The sequence below is a fragment of the Brucella sp. NBRC 14130 genome, assembly GCF_040371715.1.
In the GTDB taxonomy this organism is placed as follows: domain Bacteria; phylum Pseudomonadota; class Alphaproteobacteria; order Rhizobiales; family Rhizobiaceae; genus Brucella; species Brucella intermedia.
Genome location: NZ_BAABTE010000003.1, coordinates 22442 through 41698, shown reverse-complemented (window position 1 = coordinate 41698; position 19257 = coordinate 22442). Strand labels below are relative to the sequence as shown.

Genomic DNA, 19257 nt, shown 5'->3' with positions numbered 1-19257 from the left:
AAATTGCAAATGAAAAAGGCCGCGTGAAGCGGCCTTTTTCATATCCGCATGGCCCGGCTTATTGCTTTACGATGACCTTCGCGCCCTGTTCGGTGCGGTCGTAAAGATCCATGATGTCCTGATTCATGAGACGGATGCAGCCGGAAGACATTGCCTTGCCGATGGACCACCATTCCGGCGTTCCGTGAAGACGATAGCCCGTGTCACCACCCTTGTTGTAAAGATAAAGGGCGCGCGCGCCGAGCGGATTACGCAGGCCGGGGTCCATGCCATTGCGATATTTTGCAAGTTCCGGCTGGCGCTTGATCATGGCGGAAGGCGGTGTCCAGGTCGGCCATTCGCGCTTCATGGCGACCCGCGCCGTGCCGGACCATTCAAAACCTTCACGCCCAACGCCAATGCCATAGCGCATGGCCTTGCCTTCCGGCATGATGAGGTAAAGGAATTTTTCCCGCGTATCGACGATGATCGTGCCCGGCTTTTCGTCCGTCGGATATTTGACGATCTGGCGACGATATTGCGGTTGAATCTTTTCGCTCGGGATCGCCGGGACAACATAGCCGGCATCAGTGACCGAGGAATAGGAAGCGGTATAAAAGGTGCCGCCTACGGTCGAGCAGCCAGCCAACACACTGCCCAGAAAGAGAGCCGCCGTCAGATTTAGGACGCGAGAATTCATGCATTCCCCCAGATTGGTTCATTCCGTCAATGGGACCGCGATGGGCCGGAGATAGATGCGAATCGTTCGTTGTCGTTGAAGATGGGGCAGTATTGTTAACCAGACGTTAACCGTAAATTGAAAATTCCTTGATTAAGACATTTTTTGGCCATGTTTTGCCCAGCCGCCGCAGTTTTCGCCCGGCGTGCCGCTGATTTCCGATTGTTTCGCTCCCAAACCGGGCACAAAATGCGCCCATGCCCATTGTGATTCCCAACCAGACCCATCCACTTTCCGACGGCAGGCAGTCTGAGAACGCCATGCTTGTGCGGCGTGGCGTCCAGCGCCTTTTTCTGGAAATGGGACTTGCCACTTTGCCCGAACTGCCGCTGGCGTCGGGCCGGCGCGCCGATCTGATTGCGCTCAGCCGCAAAGGCGAAATCTGGATCGTGGAGATCAAATCGTCCATTGAGGACTGGAAGACAGATCGCAAATGGCCGGAATATCGCGCCTATTGCGACCGGCTGTTCTTCGCCACCCACCCGGCAGTGCCGAGCGAAATCTTTCCGCAGGAATGCGGCTTCATTCTCTCTGATGGCTATGGAGCGGAAATTATGCGCGATGCGCCGGAGCACAAATTGCCCGGTGCGACGCGAAAAGCGCTGATGCTTCGCTTTGCGCGGGCGGGCGCCGCCCGCCTGACGATCGCCGAACTGGCCGGTCTCGACGTACCCGAGACGGAAATCGATTGATCTGGCAGTCCGAATTAGAGCGCGTTTCGATCTGATTGGATCAGATCGGCGCTCCAGGTTCTTCTATTTTATGCTCTAACGCGGTGCGCGCTTGGCCAGAATGCGCTGCAAAGTGCGGCGGTGCATGTTGAGACGACGTGCGGTTTCGGAGACATTGCGCTCGCACATTTCGTAAACCCGCTGGATGTGCTCCCAGCGAACCCGGTCGGCGGACATGGGATTTTCCGGCGGCGCAACCTTTTCACCCGGACGGCGGGTCAATGCTGCAAAGACCTCATCGGCATCGGCGGGCTTCGACAGATAGTCGATGGCGCCAAGCTTAACGGCATTCACAGCGGTTGCGATATTTCCGTAGCCGGTAAGAACGATAGCGCGCGTATCAGCGCGGCGCGAGCGAATCGCCTCGATGATGTCGAGACCATTGCCATCGCCCAGCCGCATGTCCACGACCGCATAGGCCGGTGCAGCTGCCTTGGCGGCGGCGATGCCTTCTTCAACCGATTCCGCAGTCGTCACCTGGAAACCCCGGCTCTCCATGGCGCGGGCAAGGCGCTGCAAGAAGGGCTTGTCGTCATCAACCAGAAGGAGGGTCGGATCGTTGCCTATGGCTTCGGTGTCTTCCTGCTTCAAGTCGTCCATCGGGTGCTTCCTGCCTGTATTTTTCTTTCCTTATTGATACCCCTGCGTCAAAAAGTCAAATAGCCACTGAATTGTTGAAGCAATTTCAGCAGGCGATCCCGCGCCGGGGCAATACAAGCCCTTGTATTCAAATGTTATTTTTAAATGCGGACACGAGGATTTGATAGGAAAATCCCATACGTGCCCGCAAGCGTGCTTCAGACGGACGTAAATGCGGAACGCGGCCAGACCACCTTTACCTCCGCGCCTTGCCCCGGATTGTTGCGATTGCGGAAGGTGATGTGCGCGCCCGAGCGTTCCAGCAGGGTTTTGGCGATGAAGAGGCCGAGGCCCAAACCGCCGCCATTTCGGGTATTGTCGCGGCTTGTCATATAGGGTTCGCCGATCCGGTCGAGGATTTCGGGTTTGAACCCCTCGCCGTCATCCTGGATGGTTACGCTCACATTGCCGTCAGTCCAGCCCCAGGTGACATTGACCGTCCCGCGCGCAAAATCGACGGCATTCTCCACCAGGTTGCCCAGGCCATAAAGCAGCCCGGGGTTGCGGCGGGTGACGGGTTCCGGCTTCGGACCTTCCATCTTTTGCACGTCGATGGTGATACCGAAGTTGCGGTGCGGCGCGATGACCTCCTCGATGAGCGATGAGAGCGGCAGGCGCGACATGTGTTCTTCGCCTTCGGAGGAAAGACTGGTCAGGCGCCTGAGAATTTCCCGGCATCGCTGGGTCTGCGAATGCAGCAAGGCGATATCTTCGGCAAGGCCCGGATCGGTGGTGTGGGCGCGCTGCATTTCCTTCACCACCAATGCAATGGTTGCAAGCGGCGTGCCCAGTTCATGGGCCGCTGCAGCAGCCAGCCCATCCAGCGCCGACAGATGCTGTTCGCGCTGGAGAATAAGTTCGGCGGCGCTCAATGCGTCGCCCAGCTGGCGCGCTTCCTCGGCGATGCGATAGGCATAGACCGCGGTGAACCCGAGCGCCGAAATGATCGCGCACCAGATGCCGATCACGAACAGGAACGGCAGGTTCAGCGTTTCGCCCGGATACCAGGGCAGCGGTTCGTGCCTGATGGTGAGCACCGATGTACAGGCAACCACCAGCAAGCCAAGCACGAGCGTGTGGCGGGCAGAAAGCGATGTCGCCGAGATGATGACGGGCACGATCATCAGGATGACGAACGGATTTTGCAGGCCGCCGGTAAGATAGAGAAGGCCTGCCAGTTGCAGAATGTCGAATGCCAGAACCAGACTTGCCGCCGCCGGATTGAGCCGATGGTTGGTCGGAAAACGGAAGGCAAGATAAAGGTTGAGCCAGGCCGAACAGGCGATCAGCGCAAAACAGATGCCGACTGCAAACGCAAATTGCAGATAAAGCGCCACGAACATGACTGCGGCGGTCTGTCCCGCAATTGCCAGCCAGCGAACGCGGACCAACGTGGTGAGGCGCGGGCGGCGCGAAAGATTGGAAGCGCGATTCTCGAATTCTGCGTGCATGGGGTCCCTCGTCAGGCCCTTATGAGGCAAGCCCGGACCAGAAAGCAAGCGAAACTGCGTTATCCGGTCGCAGGCCGGATTCAGGTTCCGCGCGGCTTGGCGCGACGGGTCGCTTCCGCATTGGCAGGGTCTTCCGGCCAGACATGCTTCGGATAACGCCCGCGCATGTCGGAGCGCACATCCGCCCATGAACCCTTCCAGAAGCCAGGAAGATCACGGGTGATCTGGATCGGGCGGTGAGCCGGAGAAAGCAGTTCAAGCAGGAGCGGAACCTTGCCGTTGGCGATGGCCGGATGCACGCCAAGACCGAACAGTTCCTGCACGCGGACCGCTATGACAGGCTCCTCCGCATCGTAGCGGATCGGAATATTCGATCCGGTCGGCACTTCGAAATGCGTCGGCGCAAGCTGCTCCACGCTGCGCTGCAAATCGAATGGCACGAGGCTTATCAGGCCGTTTTTCAGCACATGCCCAGGAATGCGGTCGAGCTGTGCTTCACCTGTCAGGAAAGGCAGCAGCCAGTCTTCCAGCCTTTCGACAAGATGTTCATCATCCATGGCGGGCCACGGATCGCCGAGACCACGGTGAAGCCAGCCAAGCCGTCGGCGCAGGATGTCGGCCTCCTTGCTCCACGGCAGGATATCGAGGCCATGTTCACGCACGGCGGCAATCACGCCTTCGTCGGCGGTACTTCCTGAAGGACCGGCGAGCGGCTTCTCGGAAAGAGCGATAGCGCCGATACGCACGGCTTCGCGCGCCCGCAAGGCATTCTTTTCCGGGTCGTAGACAACTTGTCGTCCACTCTCGATTTTGCCGCCCAAGGCAGCGCGGATTTCCGTTTCGCTGACTTCCGCAGCAGAAAGAACACGCGCCCGGCCTGCCTTGCCCGACATATCGGCAACCACCAGCCACGGCGCGCGGCTAAGGCTGATGGCGGGATCAACCTCTCCGCCGCGTCCATTCGCGAGCAGAAACTGCCCCGCCGCCCCACGCGCCTTCGCGATGCGATCCGGATAAGCATCGATGAGCATTCGCCCAATGCTTGAGCCTGCGGCTTCGCCGTTGTTCGGGACATTCGCGGCGAGCCGCCTTGCCAGTCCTTTTGCACGCTGCGCCCGGTCCGAGCGGTCATTGCGAAAACGCGACATACGGGTGTCCAGGTCGGTTTCATTGCCGCCAAGACCGCGTTCGGTCAGCAATACGGCAAGCTCAGCCGCTTTCTGTGCCTCGCCACGCTTGGCCGCCTCCGCAACCATATGCGCCAGACGCGCGGGCAGCGCCAGAGAACGCATTGCTTCGCCATCCGGCGTCAAGCGCCCCGCTTCATCCAGCGCGCCCAGCCGCAACAGCAGAGCCTTAGCCTCTTTCAGCGCGGGCCCCGGCGGAACATCGAGAAAACTGAGCGTCGCCGGATCGGTCACACCCCATGCGGCAGCATCGAGCACCAGCCCGGACAAATCAGCTTCCAGGATTTCCGGCGGCGAGAAAGGGGGGAGCGCTGCCGTCTGTCCCTGATGCCAGAGGCGGATGGCGATGCCGGGTTCGGTACGCCCGGCGCGACCAGCTCGCTGATCGGCACTTGCGCGAGACGTGCGCACGGTTTCAAGGCGCGTCAGTCCCGTGGCCGGTTCATATTTCGGCAGGCGGGCAAGGCCGCTATCGATCACCACGCGCACCCCATCGATCGTGATGGAAGTTTCGGCAATCGAGGTCGCCAGAACGACCTTGCGATGACCAGCCGGTGCAGGCTTGATCGCCGCATCCTGTGCACCGCCTTCCATGGCGCCATAAAGCGGCGCAAGCAGCACGTTGGCCGGAAGCCGGTCATCCAGAAGCCGTGCGGTGCGTTCAATCTCGCCCTGCCCCGGCAGGAAAGCCAGAATGCTGCCTGTCTCTTCGGCCAGCGCATCGCGGATCGCCCGCGCCATCACGTCTTCGATCCGTTCATCGGCCTTGCGGTCGCGATAGCGGATATCGACGGGAAAAGCGCGGCCTTCGCTCTCGATCACCGGTGCATCGCCAAGAAGCGATGCCACACGAGCGCCATCGAGCGTCGCCGACATGACGAGGATTTTGAGATCGTCGCGAAGCGCCGCCTGCACATCGAGCGCCAGCGCCAGACCAAAATCCGCATCGAGGCTGCGCTCGTGGAATTCATCAAACAGAACCGCTGCAACGCCCGTCAAATCCGGATCATCAAGAATCATGCGGGCGAAGACGCCCTCGGTGACGACGAGAATTCTGGTTTTGTCCGACACCTTGCTTTCAAGGCGCATCCGGTAGCCAACGGTTTCGCCCGGCTCCTCGCCGAGAAGCTGCGCCATGCGGCGCGCGGCGGCGCGTGCCGCGAGACGGCGCGGCTCAAGCAGCACGATCATGCCGTCCTTGCGCCAGGCGGCATTCAGCATATGAACCGGCACCAGTGTCGTCTTGCCCGCACCGGGCGGCGCGACAAGGACTGCACTCGCATGATGCGCCAATGCCTCATCCAGTCGAGGCAGAATCTGTGTCACAGGAAGATCGGGCAGGCTCGTCAAATTAGTTTCCGTCAGATAAGGCTTTCGCTTTCGTGCTTATCACACAAGGAGCGCACATGATCCATATTCGAAAATCGAGCAGCAGCGACGCGCCTGCGCTGACCGAAATCTGGCGCGCCAGCGTGCTCGCCACGCATGACTTCCTTAGTCGCGATGATTTCCTGGAAATCGAAAAGCTCGTGGCCGAGCAATATCTGCCCAATGTCGAAGTCTGGCTTGTTGAAGACGCTGGCAAGCCCGTCGGCTTCATGGGCATGAGCGATCATCATATCGACAGCCTGTTCATCGCCCCCGACCAGCGCGGCAAAGGCATCGGCAAACTTATGATCGCCCATGCAAAAGCTGTCGGCAATCCTTTGACCGTCGATGTGAACGAGCAGAACCTGCAAGGCGTCGGCTTTTACCGGCATATGGGATTTGTCGAAACCGGGCGTTCCGAAACAGACAATCAGGGACGCCCTTATCCGCTTCTGCACCTGCAGCTGGCGAACAGTGATTGACGTACTCCCCCGGAGTATATAGATTTCGTTGAAATCGGGAGATTCCATGCCGCATTCACCGGAAGACAAGAAGCGCGCCCTGACGCGTCTGCGCCGCATTCGCGGACAGGCCGAAGCGCTGGAGCGCGCGGTGGAGGCAGGCACCGAATGCGCGGCGCTGCTGCAGCAGATCGCGGCGTTGCGAGGCGCGGCCAACGGACTGATGGCGGAAGTGCTGGAAAGTCATTTCCGCGAGACGTTCGGCCATGAAGCCAATGCCGATCCCGATACGCAAATCGACGAAATCATGCGGATTTTGCGCACCTATCTGAAATAGGCGCGCAACACACAACTGGAAGGGAAACATCGCCATGAAATCACGCGCAGCCGTCGCCTGGGAAGCGAAGAAGCCGCTCACTATCGAAACAGTCGAAATCGGTGGTCCACGGGCTGGCGAAGTGCTGGTCGAAATCATGGCGACAGGCGTTTGCCATACCGATGCCTACACGCTGTCGGGCCTCGATTCCGAGGGCAAATTCCCCGCCATTCTTGGCCATGAAGGCGCGGGCATCGTGCGCGAAGTAGGCGCGGGCGTGACCTCGGTCAAGCCGGGCGATCACGTCATTCCGCTCTACACGCCAGAATGCCGCCAGTGCAAGACCTGCCTGTCGCAGCGCTCGAACCTCTGCACGTCTATCCGCGCCACGCAAGGTCAGGGCCTTATGCCCGACAAGACCACGCGCTTTTCCTGCGATGGCGGCGAAGTGTTCCATTATATGGGCTGCTCCACCTTCTCCAATTTCACCGTTCTGCCGGAAATCGCAGTTGCGAAGGTGCGTGAAGACGCGCCCTTCGACAAGATCTGCTATATCGGCTGCGGCGTGACCACCGGCATCGGCGCGGTGATCTATACCGCAAAGGTTCGCCCCGGCTCCAATGTCGTCGTGTTCGGTCTCGGCGGCATCGGTCTCAATGTCATCCAGGGTGCCCGCATGGTGGGCGCCGACAAGATCATCGGCGTGGACATCAATCCGGCCAAGGTCGAGATGGCTAAGAAATTCGGCATGACCGACTTCATCAACCCGCGTGAGATCGGCAATGACAAGGTGGTGCAGGCCATCCAGGACCTGACCGACGGCGGCGCTGACTATTCCTTCGACGCAACCGGCAATACGGATGTCATGCGTCAGGCGCTGGAATGCTGCCATCGCGGCTGGGGTGAATCGATCATCATCGGCGTGGCCGAAGCGGGCAAGGAAATCGCCACGCGTCCGTTCCAGCTTGTGACGGGACGCGTCTGGAAAGGCACCGCCTTCGGCGGCGCGCGCGGTCGCACCGACGTGCCGAAGATCGTCGACTGGTACATGGAGGGCAAGATCAATATCGACGATCTTATCACCCACACCATGCCGCTCGATGAAATCAACACTGCCTTCGATCTCATGCATGAAGGCAAGTCCATCCGTTCGGTGGTTGTCTACTGATGGCTGAAAAGCTTCTCGTTTCCCGGTGGGACCAACTCGACAACCTGACCCCGCGCGCACTTTATGCGATGCTGAAGCTGCGCGTGGATGTCTTCGTGGTCGAACAGAAATGTCCCTATCCGGAGATCGACGGCAAGGATTTCGAGGCGTTTCACCTGCGCATTGTCGACGGGGAAGAGCTTGCAGCGTCGCTGCGGGTTCTGCCGCCGGAACAGGATGGCAAGCCGGTGAAGATCGGACGCGTGGTCGTGGCGCCGGATTACCGGGGCTACAAGCTCGGCCACCGTCTGATGAAAGAGGCCATCGAATTTGCCCAGGCCCGTTTTCCGGGTACGGCGATCGAGCTTGGCGGACAAAGCCATTTGCAGAAATTCTATGGCTCGTTCGGCTTCGAGGCGATTTCCGACGAATATCTCGAAGACGGCATTCCACATGTCGATATGCGATTGGAACCAAGGGAAACGCTTGCCTGATGTTTCTGCTGCGCCGCCATATGTCGTTCTATCTTGCTGCCCTGGGCGGCGTTGCAGCTTTCATCATTGCGTGGCTTGTCGACAGGGAACTCGCCCCCGTCATCGGGGCCAACTGCTTCTTCGTGTTCTATCTCGCGCTGACGCTCTTTGCGCTGCCAAAACTCACCGCAGCACAGCTGAAAAAACACGCCGCCAGCGCCGATGAACCGGTCTGGATCATCTTCCTTGTGACCTTCGCGACCGTGCTCGTGGCGGTCGTCTCGCTGTTCATCCTGATCAACCGGCAGCCGCAGGCCGATGCCTTCTCGCTGGTGATGACGCTCGCCTCGGTGCCGCTCGGCTGGTTTACCATCCACATGATGGCGGCGCTGCATTACGCGCATGCTTACTGGCAACCCGGCGAACCTGCTGGCAACGATAGCAGCCATGCCAGCCGCCATCGTGGCGGTTTCGAGTTTCCCGGCACACCGGAACCTTCCGGCTGGGATTTTGCCTATTTCGCTTATGTGATCGGCATGACGGCGCAAACGTCCGACACCAGCGTGACAACGCCTGCCATGCGCAGGATCACGCTGCTGCACAGCATCGTCTCCTTCTTCTTCAACACCGTTCTGGTCGCCGCTTCGGTCAATGTTGCGGTGGCGCTCGGAAGCTGAACAAAACCGGGAATTTTCCATGGAAACCATTTCAACCGCAAAGAGCTTTGGTGGAACGCAGGGCGTTTATCGCCACAAGAGCGCGACAAACCAGTGCGACATGACCTTTGCCGTTTTTTTGCCGCCGCAGGCCAAGGATGGACCGGTGCCTGTGCTATGGTATCTGTCGGGCCTCACCTGCACGCATCAGAACGTGATGGACAAGGGTGAATATCGGCAAATGGCCGCAGAATTGGGAATTGCCGTCATTTGCCCTGATACGAGCCCGCGCGGAGACGACATTCCCGATGAACCGGACAACTGGCAATTCGGCAAGGGAGCCGGGTTCTACGTCGATGCGACGCGGGAGCCTTTTGCCAAAAACTATCAGATGTACAGCTACATCACGCAAGAACTGACCGATCTGGTGGGGCGCGAATTTCCACTCGACATGGCGCGGCAGGCGATCACCGGTCATTCCATGGGCGGCCATGGCGCGCTGACCATCGCACTTAAAAACCCGGACCGCTTCAAGTCGGCCTCGGCCTTCGCGCCCATCGTTCAGCCTTCGACGGCGGGCTGGTCCAGACCGGCGCTGGAAAAATATCTGGGCTCCGAAGAGCGGGCCTGGCGTAGCTATGATGCCACGCTGCTTATCGAGGATGGTTACCGCTTCCCGGAATTTCTGGTCGACCAGGGTACAGCCGACGGCTTTCTCGATGAAGGCTTGCGTCCATGGCTTCTGGAAGAAGCCTGCAGGAAAGCCGACATTCCCCTCACGCTCAACATGCGTGAAGGCTATGACCATTCCTATTTCTTCATCTCCACCTTCATGGGCGATCACCTGCGCTGGCACGGGGAGCGTCTGAAGCGCTGATCAGCGTTTCAAAACCTTCATCGGCAGGCCGCCTTGCGGCTGGGTGGTGAGCTTTTGCACCGGCCAAGGCCTTGTCGTTTCGAGCACGTCGAAACGACGGCCGTCGAGCAGGACGGCAAGTGCTATCACCGCCTCCTGCAAGGCAAAGCTCGCGCCGATGCAGACGCGCGGACCCGCCCCGAACGGCAGATATTGAAAGCGGTCTAGCCTCTCGCGGTTTTCGGGCCAGAAGCGTTCCGGCATGAAGGCATCCGGCTGATCCCAATAGAGCCTGTGGCGGTGAATGACCCATGGCATGACCAGCACGGTTGCGCCCTTCGGGATTTTCAGATCGTCATATGTATCGTCGGTCGCGGCTTCGCGATTGATCGAGGGAGCGGGCGGATAAAGCCGCATCGCCTCCTCGAAGGCCGCGCGCGTGAAAGGCAGAGACGTCAGCCAGTCCTGCGGCGGCAGATCACGCCCGCCCCGTGCAAAAAAGCCGTCGATTTCCGTCTCGATGCGCTCGCGCTCGCGGGGCGCCTTGGCGAGCAGATAGAGCGTCCACCCCAGTGCGCGGGCGGTGGTCTCATGGCCAGCGCCAATGAAGGTGATGATGTTGTCCTCGATCTCGGAGCGGCTCAAGCCATCTGGTCCTTCGGCGCGCAAAAGCAGGGTAAGAAAGTCGCTCGGCACGTCCTCGCCCCTGTCCATGCGGGCTTTGCGTAGCGCGATGGTGTTTGAAACCAGCTCGCGGAAAAAGCCCAGCGATTGCTGTCCGCGCAGGCGCGTGAAGCGCGGCAGCCAGTCGGGCAGCCCCAGAAGATCGAACGGATCAACCCGGCCCATGGTTTCGAACAGCCTGTCGATCTGATGGGCGAAATCATTGGGATCGCCCGCGATCTCGCCCGAAAACAGGGTTTCGGCGAGAATGTCGTAGGTCAGGAGCGTCATGTCATGGGCGACATCGGTAATCGTGCCGGGCGTCTTGTATCGCTCGGCGAACCGAAGCGACCGGTCACGCATGGTCTCGGCAAAACCGCCGATATGGCGCGGCGTGAAAACGGGAGCCATGGCCTTTCGCGACCGCTTCCACACCTGCCCCTCGGCTGTCAGCAGACCGTCGCGCAGCAGCGGACGCAGCACGCGCTGGCGGATGGCGGACATGGGATAATTGGCGGCATTGTCGACCAGCACATGACGGATCAGCCCCGGATCGTTGGCAATGATGGTCTTCATGCCGAACCAGCTGACGGAAATCCAGCGCTCGTTATAGGAAGGCTCGCCCCAAAGCTCGAGCGGGTTCTTGTAGACGACCCGCATCATCTCGAAACGCCCCACGGGCTTTTCCCGCGGACGCGGTGCAGGCGGCACGAACGGTCCCGATCGGTCGCTCACATTCGCAATTTCCATCAAGCGTTCCTTTCGTCATGGAGCGCGTTTCGATCTGACGGGATCAGATCGCCGCTCCAGCTTCACTTTAGGCACAATCCGGTCGGATCATGCTTTAAACAGGTCGAGAACGCCCCCGTCAGACCAGATATAAGCGTCAATTGTGGCGGTTCCAGAAGCCGGACGGCAGCCGGATCGCCCTCATATGGACAGACTGCCGGAATCCCCGGCAAATTTACCGCCAGAATTTGGAAAAATGGCCGTTAGCACCTATATTAAAGCCATGTTTGTCGCGTGATTCGACATATCTTTGAAGCTGCATTCGCAGCGCGTTTTTCGAAAGATTTTCATGAGCGAGATGCCCGAGATGAATTCCGAAGCCCCCGCCGAATATGGCGCGGATTCCATTCGTGTTCTGAAAGGTCTGGATGCCGTTCGCAAGCGCCCCGGCATGTATATCGGCGACACGGATGACGGCTCCGGCCTGCATCATATGGTCTACGAGGTCGTGGACAATGCGATCGACGAAGCGCTGGCAGGACATGCCACGCTTGTGACCGTCACTCTCAACCCGGACGGGTCCTGCACCGTGACCGACAATGGCCGCGGCATCCCCACCGATATCCATAAGGAAGAAGGCGTTTCGGCAGCCGAGGTCATCATGACCCAGCTTCACGCCGGCGGCAAGTTCGACCAGAATTCCTACAAGGTTTCCGGTGGTCTGCACGGCGTCGGCGTGTCTGTGGTGAACGCGCTGTCGATCTGGCTGAAACTGAAGATCCGTCGCGCTGGCAAGATCCATGAGATGAGTTTTACGCATGGCGTTGCCGATGCACCGCTTGTCGTGACGGGTGATGCGGGCGGTGAAACCGGCACGGAAGTCAGCTTCCTGCCTTCGCCGGAAACCTTCTCGATGGTCGAATTCGATTTCGATACGCTGGAGCGTCGCCTGCGCGAACTCGCCTTCCTCAATTCCGGCGTGCGCATCAAGCTTGCCGACCGCCGCCACGCCGATCTGGTGGAACACGAACTGCACTATGACGGCGGGCTTGTCGAATTCGTGAAATATATCGACCAGAGCAAGAAGCCGCTTCTGGAAGAGCCGATCTATATCCGCAGCGAAAAAGACGGCATGACGGTCGAAGTCGCCATGTGGTGGAACGATTCCTACCATGAGAAGGTGCTGTGCTTCACCAACAACATTCCGCAGCGCGATGGCGGCACGCATCTGGCCGGTTTCCGCGGTGCGCTGACCCGTCAGGTGACGGGCTATGCCGATGCTTCGGGCATGACCAAGAAGGAAAAGGTCACGCTTACCGGTGACGACTGCCGCGAAGGCCTGACCGCCGTTCTTTCGGTCAAGGTTCCCGATCCGAAATTCTCGTCGCAGACCAAGGACAAGCTGGTTTCCTCGGAAGTTCGCCCCGTCGTGGAAAGCCTCGTCAACGAAGCGCTTTCGACATGGCTAGAAGAACATCCGGCAGGCGGCAAGGCCGTGGTCGAGAAGGTCATCCAGGCAGCCGCTGCCCGTGAAGCCGCCCGCAAGGCCCGCGACATCACCCGCAAGAGCAATCTCAGCGTGACATCGCTTCCGGGCAAGCTTGCCGACTGTCAGGAACGCGATCCGGCCAAGTCCGAAATCTTCATTGTCGAGGGTGACTCGGCAGGCGGTTCCGCCAAGAGCGGCCGTTCGCGCCAGAACCAGGCCATCCTGCCGCTGCGCGGCAAGATTCTCAACGTGGAACGCGTTCGCTTCGACCGCATGATCTCGTCCGATCAGGTTGGCACGCTGATTACCGCGCTTGGCACCTCGATCGGCAAGGATGAAACGCACGGCTTCAACCCGGACAAGCTGCGCTATCACAAGATCATCATCATGACCGATGCTGACGTCGACGGCGCGCATATCCGCACATTGCTGTTGACCTTCTTCTTCCGCCAGATGCCGGAACTGATCGAGCGCGGCCATATCTATATCGCGCAGCCACCGCTCTATAAGGTGTCGCGCGGCAAGTCCTCGCAATACATCAAGAACGAAGCGGCCTTCGAAGATTTCCTCATCGAGACAGGACTTGAAGAAGCCACGCTGGAAATGGCAAGCGGCGAAGTTCGCGCCGGGCCGGACCTGCGTTCGGTGGTGGAAGATGCACGCACCATGCGTCAGCTTCTGGGCGGCCTTCACACGCGCTATGACCGCCGTGTCGTGGAACAGGCGGCCATTGCCGGGCTGCTCAATCCGGATGCCTCGAAAGACAATGCAACCGCGCAAGCTTCCGCCGATATTGTTGCAAAGCGTCTCGACATGATCTCGGAAGAAACCGAGCGTGGCTGGACGGCCCATGTGACGGAAGATGGTGGTTACCGCTTCGAGCGCATGGTGCGCGGCGTGAAGGACATTGCCGTTCTCGACATGGCGCTGCTCGGTTCTGCCGATGCCCGCCAGATCGACCGTGTGGCTGCACGCCTTTCGGAAGTCTTTGCCGAACCGCCGGTGCTGCGCCGCAAGGACAAGGTGGAAACGCTTTCCGGTCCGATGGCTCTGCTCGATGCGATCTTCGCGACCGGCCGCAAGGGCCTGACCTTGCAGCGCTACAAAGGCCTGGGCGAAATGAACGCCGAACAGCTTTGGGAAACCACGCTTGACCCGAATGTGCGTTCGCTGCTGCAGGTCAAGGTGACGGATGCGACCGACGCGGATTCCTTGTTCTCGCGCCTGATGGGCGACGAAGTGGAGCCGCGCCGCGAGTTCATCCAGGAAAACGCGTTGAGCGTCGCCAATCTGGACGTTTGATAAAGAAAGCCCCGGAAATCCGGGGCTTTTCTCATTTCAGACTTTTATTCGCCGCGGCGCTTCTTGCTGTAACCGCCGCCTTCGGGCTTTTTACCGCCCTTTTTGAAGCCGTCTTTCTTGAAGTCGTCTCCACGGGAGAAATCGCGCGGCTTGTCCCACTTGTCGCCCTTCGAGCGGTCGCCTTTGTAGCCGTCGCTCTTGTAGCCGTCGCGGAAGCCGCCTTCCTTGAACTTCTCGCCGCGCGGCTTGAAACCGCCCTTGCCTTCGCGCGGGGCAGCGTCGCCGCCTGCACCTGCAACAGCGGTGCGGATCACGAGACCCTTTTCGCCAGTGCCGCGTTCTTCGACCGAACGGCGGAACTCGTCAGCCTTGGAGGCTGTGATTTCGAAGCGGGTTTCATTGTCGAAAATCTTGATCGATCCGACATCGCGCTTGGAAACATCGCCCGCCTTGCAGATCAGCGGCAGCAGCCATTTCGGATCGGCGCGATGCTTGCGACCTGCGGAAACCGAGAACCACACGCCGTCAAACTGAGCATTGCGGTCGAAACGTTCGCCCGGTTCGCCACGATCACGACGCTCGAAGCGGTCGCCACGGTCAGAACGCTCACCTTTTTCAAAACGATCCCGGGGCTTCTTGCCGCCAACCGGATGCACCGGCGCGTCGGAAACTTCTTCGGCTGCGGGGTAGGAAGCCACTTCGCGGTTGAGGAAGGCACTCGCAATCTGTTCGGGCGTATAACGCTCGGTCAGCGCCTTCAGGAGATCCTGATATTCTTCTTCGACCGGCTGGTTGAAGACTTCGGCATTCAGGATGCGCTCATTGGTCTTGCCCTGAACCGCAGCAATGCTTGGCGCGGGGACCGTCTGCGCATCGAGCTTTGCCATGTGCAGAAGGCGCTCGGCCGTGCGGCGGCGCGAGAACGGCACAACCAGCACGCAGGTGCCCTTGCGACCGGCGCGGCCGGTGCGGCCCGAAGGGTGGAGCATCGTTTCAGGATTGTTCGGCAGATCGGCGTGGATGACGAGGTCGAGATTGGGCAGATCGATACCGCGCGCGGCAACGTCGGTTGCAACGCAGACGCGGGCGCGGCCATCGCGCATGGCCTGAAGCGCATTGTTGCGTTCTGCCTGGCTCAATTCGCCCGACAGTGCCACCACCGCAAAGCCACGATTGGAAAGCCGGCTTGCCATGTGCTTCACCGCTTCGCGGGTCGAGCAGAAAATGATCGAGTTCTGGCTGTCGTAATAGAGCAGCGTGTTGATGATCGCGTGATCGCGCTCATGCGGCGGCACCGGCATGGCGACATAGTCGATGTCGGCGTGCTGGCTGGTTTCGCTCTGGACCGTGAGACGAAGCGCGTCGTTCTGGAAGCGCTTGGCAAGCTGGGCAATCGGCTTCGGCACGGTTGCCGAGAACATCAGCGTGCGGCGATCTTCCGGCGCTTCGCCGAGGATGAATTCGAGGTCCTCGCGAAAGCCCATGTCGAGCATTTCGTCGGCTTCATCGAGAACAACCGCGCGCAGTTCCGACATATCGAGGGCATCGCGGGTAATATGGTCGCGCAGGCGTCCCGGCGTGCCGACGACGATATGGGCGCCACGTTCAAGCGCACGGCGTTCGGTGCGGATATCCATGCCGCCGACGCAGGATGCGATGCGCGCGCCGGTATCGGCATAGAGCCATTCCAGCTCACGGCGAACCTGAAGCGCCAGTTCGCGCGTCGGCGCGATGATCATGGCAAGCGGCGCACCGGCATCGCCGAAACGCAGTTCGTCTTCGAGGATGGTATTGGCCATTGCAAGGCCGAATGCGACCGTCTTGCCCGATCCGGTCTGTGCGGAAACGAGAAGATCGGCATCGAGCGTTTCGGATGCCAGAACGGCATTTTGAACGGCGGTGAGCGTATTATAACCGCGAGCGGCTAATGCTCCGGACAGAGCCGGAGCGATGGTTTCGGGCAAAGACATGAACCACTTTCACGAAAAAAGCTTCTCAAGCCGTATACCCATTGGTCGCGAACCACATGTCCACGACTCCCCTGACGACCACCGAAGCAACAGAATTAATGCTTCCCTATAGGGTTGGGCCGCTCAGGTCAACCGGCCAAACCTCAATGCGCCTCATCCCAGTTATGCGCTGCACGCGCATCGACATGCAGCGGCACTGCAAGCGAGACGGCAGGCATGGCCGCATTTTCCATGACATGACGAACCACGGAAACGGTCTTTTCGACTTCATTTTCCGGAACTTCGAAGATCAGTTCGTCATGCACCTGCAAAAGCATGCGGGCAGCAAGCTTTTCCTTCGCCAAGGCATCTTCCATGCGGATCATGGCACGGCGAATGATGTCGGCCGCAGAACCCTGGATCGGCGCATTGATGGCGGCGCGCTCGTTGAAGGCGCGTATCTGCGGATTCGAGGCCCTGATATCCGGGTAGTGCGCACGGCGGCCGAAAATGGTTTCGACATAGCCATGCTCGCGCGCAAAGGCCTTGGTTGCTTCCATGTAATCCTTGATGCCGGGGAAGCGCTCGAAATAGGTGCGGATATATTGTCCGGCTTCTTCGCGCGGGATCGACAACTGGTTCGCCAGACCGAAGGCTGAAATGCCGTAGATGATGCCGAAATTGATCGCCTTGGCGCGGCGGCGCACTTCCGAAGGCATACCCTCGACCGGCACGCCGAACATCTCGGATGCGGTCATGGCGTGAATGTCGATGCCGTCTGCAAAGGCCTGCTTCAGTTGCGCGATATCTGCGACATGCGCCAGCACACGCAGCTCGATCTGGCTGTAGTCTGCAGAGATCAGCTTGTTGCCGGGTTCGGCGATGAAGGCCGTCCTGATCTTGCGGCCCTCTGCGGTGCGCACCGGAATATTCTGCAGGTTGGGATCGGATGACGACAGGCGACCGGTCGAGGTGGACGCCATCGCATAACATGTATGAACGCGTCTGGTTGCAGGGTTTATGAACCCCGGCAACGCATCGGTATAGGTGGATTTGAGCTTGGTGAGCTGTCGCCAGTCCACGATCTTGCGGGGCAGCGGGTGACCCTCGGCGGCAAGGTCTTCCAGCACCTGCGCGGAGGTGGACCATTGGCCGGTCTTGGTCTTGGATGCGCCGGGCAGGCCCATCTTGCCGAAGAGAATGTCACCAAGCTGCTTGGGCGAACCGATGGTAAACCTCTCGCCTGCCAGTTCGTAGATCTCGTCTTCATAGGCCGCAGCAGCCTGCGCCAGATCGCCGGAAAGACGCGAAAGCACCTGACGGTCGACGGCGATGCCGCGCTCTTCCATGCGCGCCAGCACATCGACCAGCGGACGCTCGAGACGTTCATAAACCGACATCAGCCCTTCTGCGGCGAGGCGCGGTTTCAACACCTGCCAGAGGCGCAGTGTGACATCGGCATCTTCCGCCGCATAGGCCGTCGCCCGGTCGATATCGACCATATCGAACGTGACCGAACTCTTGCCGCTGCCTGCCACGTCCTTGTAGGCAATCGGCGTATGACCGAGCCAGCGTTCGGACAGCGGGTCCATGCCGTGGCTGCCGGTGCCTGCATCCAGCACGTAGGAAATCAGCATCGTATCGTCGAACGACACGGTGTTGATCCCATAGCGCCGCATGATCAGCCAGTCATATTTCATGTTCTGCGCGATCTTGAGGACCGAGGCGTCCTCAAGCACCGCCTTCAAGGCGGCCAGCGCCTCGCCCAGCGGAATCTGTCCCTCCACCATGCCGCCGCCCAGCAGATCGCCCGCACCGGATTTGTGCTGAAGCGGAATGTAAGCGGCTCTGCCCGGCGCAAGCGCCAGCGAAAAGCCGACGAGTTCCGCCTGCATCGGATCAACGGAAGTGGTTTCCGTGTCGAAAGCCAGGAGGCCGGTTTCCACTGCTTCGGCGAGCCACAGCTTCAATGTCGCGATATCGCGAATACAGGTATAGGCGCTGGTATCGACCTTTTGCGCACGCGCCGCTTCCGCGCGTTTGTCGGCAAGCGCTGTCGGTGTGTAGCCGGCTTCTGTCGTGGAAACGGACACCGTCGCCGTCACGACCACGACCGTCACTTCGCCATCCGCCTTTGGCGGGATATCCATGTCCGGCCCGTGAAGGTCGGCAGTGGACGCATCGGCGCCCCAGCCGGTCTCCACATGGCTCGGCTCCACCGAGGAAGCATCCGTATCGGTCGCCTCGGCAACACGGCGCGTAAGCGAGGTGAATTCCATGGCCTTGAGGAAACCGATCAGTTTCGGCCCGTTCTGCGGCTCCAGCACAAGCCCGTCCAGATCGACATCCAGCGGCACGTCGTTCTTGAGCGTCACCAGTTCGCGCGCAATCTTGGTCTGGTCGGCAAAGGCCAGAATATTCTCGCGGCGCTTGTTCTGCTTGATTTCCGAGGCGCGGGCCAGAAGCGTGTCGAGATCGCCGAATTCCTCCAGCAACTGCGCCGCGGTCTTTGGGCCGATGCCGGGAATGCCCGGCACATTGTCGGTGCTGTCGCCGGTCAGCGATTGCAGGTCGATCATCTTTTCCGGCGGAACGCCCCATTTCTCGATCACTTCCGGGATCGAAATCTGCTTGTCCTTCATGCTGTCATACATCGACACGCTTGGCGTCACGAGCTGCATGAGGTCCTTGTCGGACGAGACGATGGTGACATCGCCGCCCGCTTCCGCCGCAATGCGGGCGTAGGTCGCGATCAGGTCGTCGGCCTCGAAACCCTCCTTCTCGATGCAGGGCAGGTTGAAGGCGCGCGTCGCCTGACGGATGAGACCGAACTGCGGGATCAGGTCTTCCGGCGGCGCGGTACGGTTGGCCTTGTAATCGGGATAAAGCTCGTTGCGGAAGGTCTTCGACGAATAGTCGAAGATAACCGCGAAATGGGTCGGCACCACGCCCACATCCGTGTTGCGCGCATCCTTCAGGAGCTTCCACAACATGTTGCAGAAGCCCGAGACGGCGCCAACCGGCAGACCGTCCGTCTTGCGGGTCAGCGGTGGCAGGGCATGATAGGCGCGGAAAATGTAACCCGAGCCGTCAACGAGAAAGAGATGATCGCCTTTTTTCAT

15 protein-coding genes are annotated in these 19257 nt (G+C 60.0%); 8 read left to right on the top strand and 7 right to left on the bottom strand.

What is annotated here, in order from left to right; all coding sequences use genetic code 11:
* Positions 1-58: 58 nt before the first annotated feature.
* Positions 59-679 carry a L,D-transpeptidase gene (locus ABWW28_RS06335; RefSeq protein WP_006465868.1) on the bottom strand — a complete coding sequence of 207 codons (621 nt, stop codon included), beginning with the start codon at positions 677-679 and terminating at the stop codon, positions 59-61.
* Positions 680-915: 236 nt separating this feature from the next.
* Between ABWW28_RS06335 and ABWW28_RS06330 the strand changes: the two genes are divergently transcribed.
* The gene (locus ABWW28_RS06330) at positions 916-1410 is read left to right on the top strand and encodes an MmcB family DNA repair protein (RefSeq protein ID WP_025089798.1); all 495 of its coding nucleotides are present in this window, start codon (positions 916-918) and stop codon (positions 1408-1410) included.
* A 75-nt stretch (positions 1411-1485) separates the two neighbouring features.
* On the opposite strand, the gene regA is transcribed toward ABWW28_RS06330, so the two are convergent.
* From regA to hrpB, 3 genes are all read right to left on the bottom strand, one after another.
* Positions 1486-2049, bottom strand: coding sequence for a global response regulator transcription factor RegA (gene regA, locus ABWW28_RS06325; RefSeq protein WP_006465866.1), 564 nt, complete (start codon positions 2047-2049; stop codon positions 1486-1488).
* A gap of 197 nt (positions 2050-2246) precedes the next feature.
* Entirely contained in the window at positions 2247-3539 is a 1293-nt protein-coding gene (locus tag ABWW28_RS06320; RefSeq protein WP_006470914.1) for an ActS/PrrB/RegB family redox-sensitive histidine kinase, read from the bottom strand.
* Positions 3540-3619: 80 nt separating this feature from the next.
* A complete protein-coding gene (gene hrpB / locus ABWW28_RS06315; protein WP_063619954.1) occupies positions 3620-6076 on the bottom strand; it encodes an ATP-dependent helicase HrpB in 2457 nt (818 codons plus the stop codon).
* 56 nt (positions 6077-6132) lie between these two features.
* On the opposite strand from hrpB, the gene ABWW28_RS06310 reads away from it, so the two are divergent.
* The 6 genes from ABWW28_RS06310 to fghA are packed head-to-tail and all read left to right on the top strand — an operon-like array spanning position 6133 to position 10024.
* On the top strand, positions 6133-6576 hold the full coding sequence (locus ABWW28_RS06310; RefSeq protein WP_187963205.1) for an acetyltransferase: 444 nt from the start codon (positions 6133-6135) through the stop codon (positions 6574-6576).
* A 46-nt stretch (positions 6577-6622) separates the two neighbouring features.
* Positions 6623-6892, top strand: coding sequence for a metal/formaldehyde-sensitive transcriptional repressor (locus ABWW28_RS06305; RefSeq protein WP_006470917.1), 270 nt, complete (start codon positions 6623-6625; stop codon positions 6890-6892).
* A 34-nt stretch (positions 6893-6926) separates the two neighbouring features.
* A complete protein-coding gene (locus ABWW28_RS06300) occupies positions 6927-8039 on the top strand; it encodes an S-(hydroxymethyl)glutathione dehydrogenase/class III alcohol dehydrogenase (protein ID WP_021586396.1) in 1113 nt (370 codons plus the stop codon).
* A complete protein-coding gene (locus ABWW28_RS06295; protein WP_063619952.1) occupies positions 8039-8512 on the top strand; it encodes a GNAT family N-acetyltransferase in 474 nt (157 codons plus the stop codon). The genes ABWW28_RS06300 and ABWW28_RS06295 overlap by 1 nt, the downstream gene beginning before the upstream one ends.
* Entirely contained in the window at positions 8512-9168 is a 657-nt protein-coding gene (locus tag ABWW28_RS06290) for a DUF1345 domain-containing protein (protein WP_006465859.1), read from the top strand. The genes ABWW28_RS06295 and ABWW28_RS06290 overlap by 1 nt, the downstream gene beginning before the upstream one ends.
* Before the next feature lie 19 nt (positions 9169-9187).
* Complete coding sequence (fghA, locus tag ABWW28_RS06285) at positions 9188-10024, top strand: S-formylglutathione hydrolase (protein WP_063619950.1); 837 nt, start codon at positions 9188-9190, stop codon at positions 10022-10024.
* Here the strand turns inward: fghA and ABWW28_RS06280 are convergent, their stop codons facing one another.
* Positions 10025-11416 (bottom strand): cytochrome P450, encoded by a 1392-nt coding sequence (locus ABWW28_RS06280; RefSeq protein WP_006470919.1) that lies wholly within the window; start codon positions 11414-11416, stop codon positions 10025-10027.
* A gap of 328 nt (positions 11417-11744) precedes the next feature.
* Here ABWW28_RS06280 and gyrB point away from each other — a divergent pair, with 328 nt between their 5' ends.
* Positions 11745-14186: a DNA topoisomerase (ATP-hydrolyzing) subunit B gene (gene gyrB / locus ABWW28_RS06275; RefSeq protein WP_063620071.1), complete on the top strand. Its 2442-nt coding sequence runs from the start codon at positions 11745-11747 to the stop codon at positions 14184-14186.
* 44 nt (positions 14187-14230) lie between these two features.
* On the opposite strand, the gene ABWW28_RS06270 is transcribed toward gyrB, so the two are convergent.
* Together ABWW28_RS06270 and polA are read right to left on the bottom strand one after the other, a co-directional pair.
* Positions 14231-16156, bottom strand: a complete 1926-nt coding sequence (locus ABWW28_RS06270; RefSeq protein WP_353390563.1) for a DEAD/DEAH box helicase — start codon at positions 16154-16156, stop codon at positions 14231-14233.
* 143 nt (positions 16157-16299) lie between these two features.
* A complete protein-coding gene (gene polA / locus ABWW28_RS06265; protein WP_353390561.1) occupies positions 16300-19257 on the bottom strand; it encodes a DNA polymerase I in 2958 nt (985 codons plus the stop codon).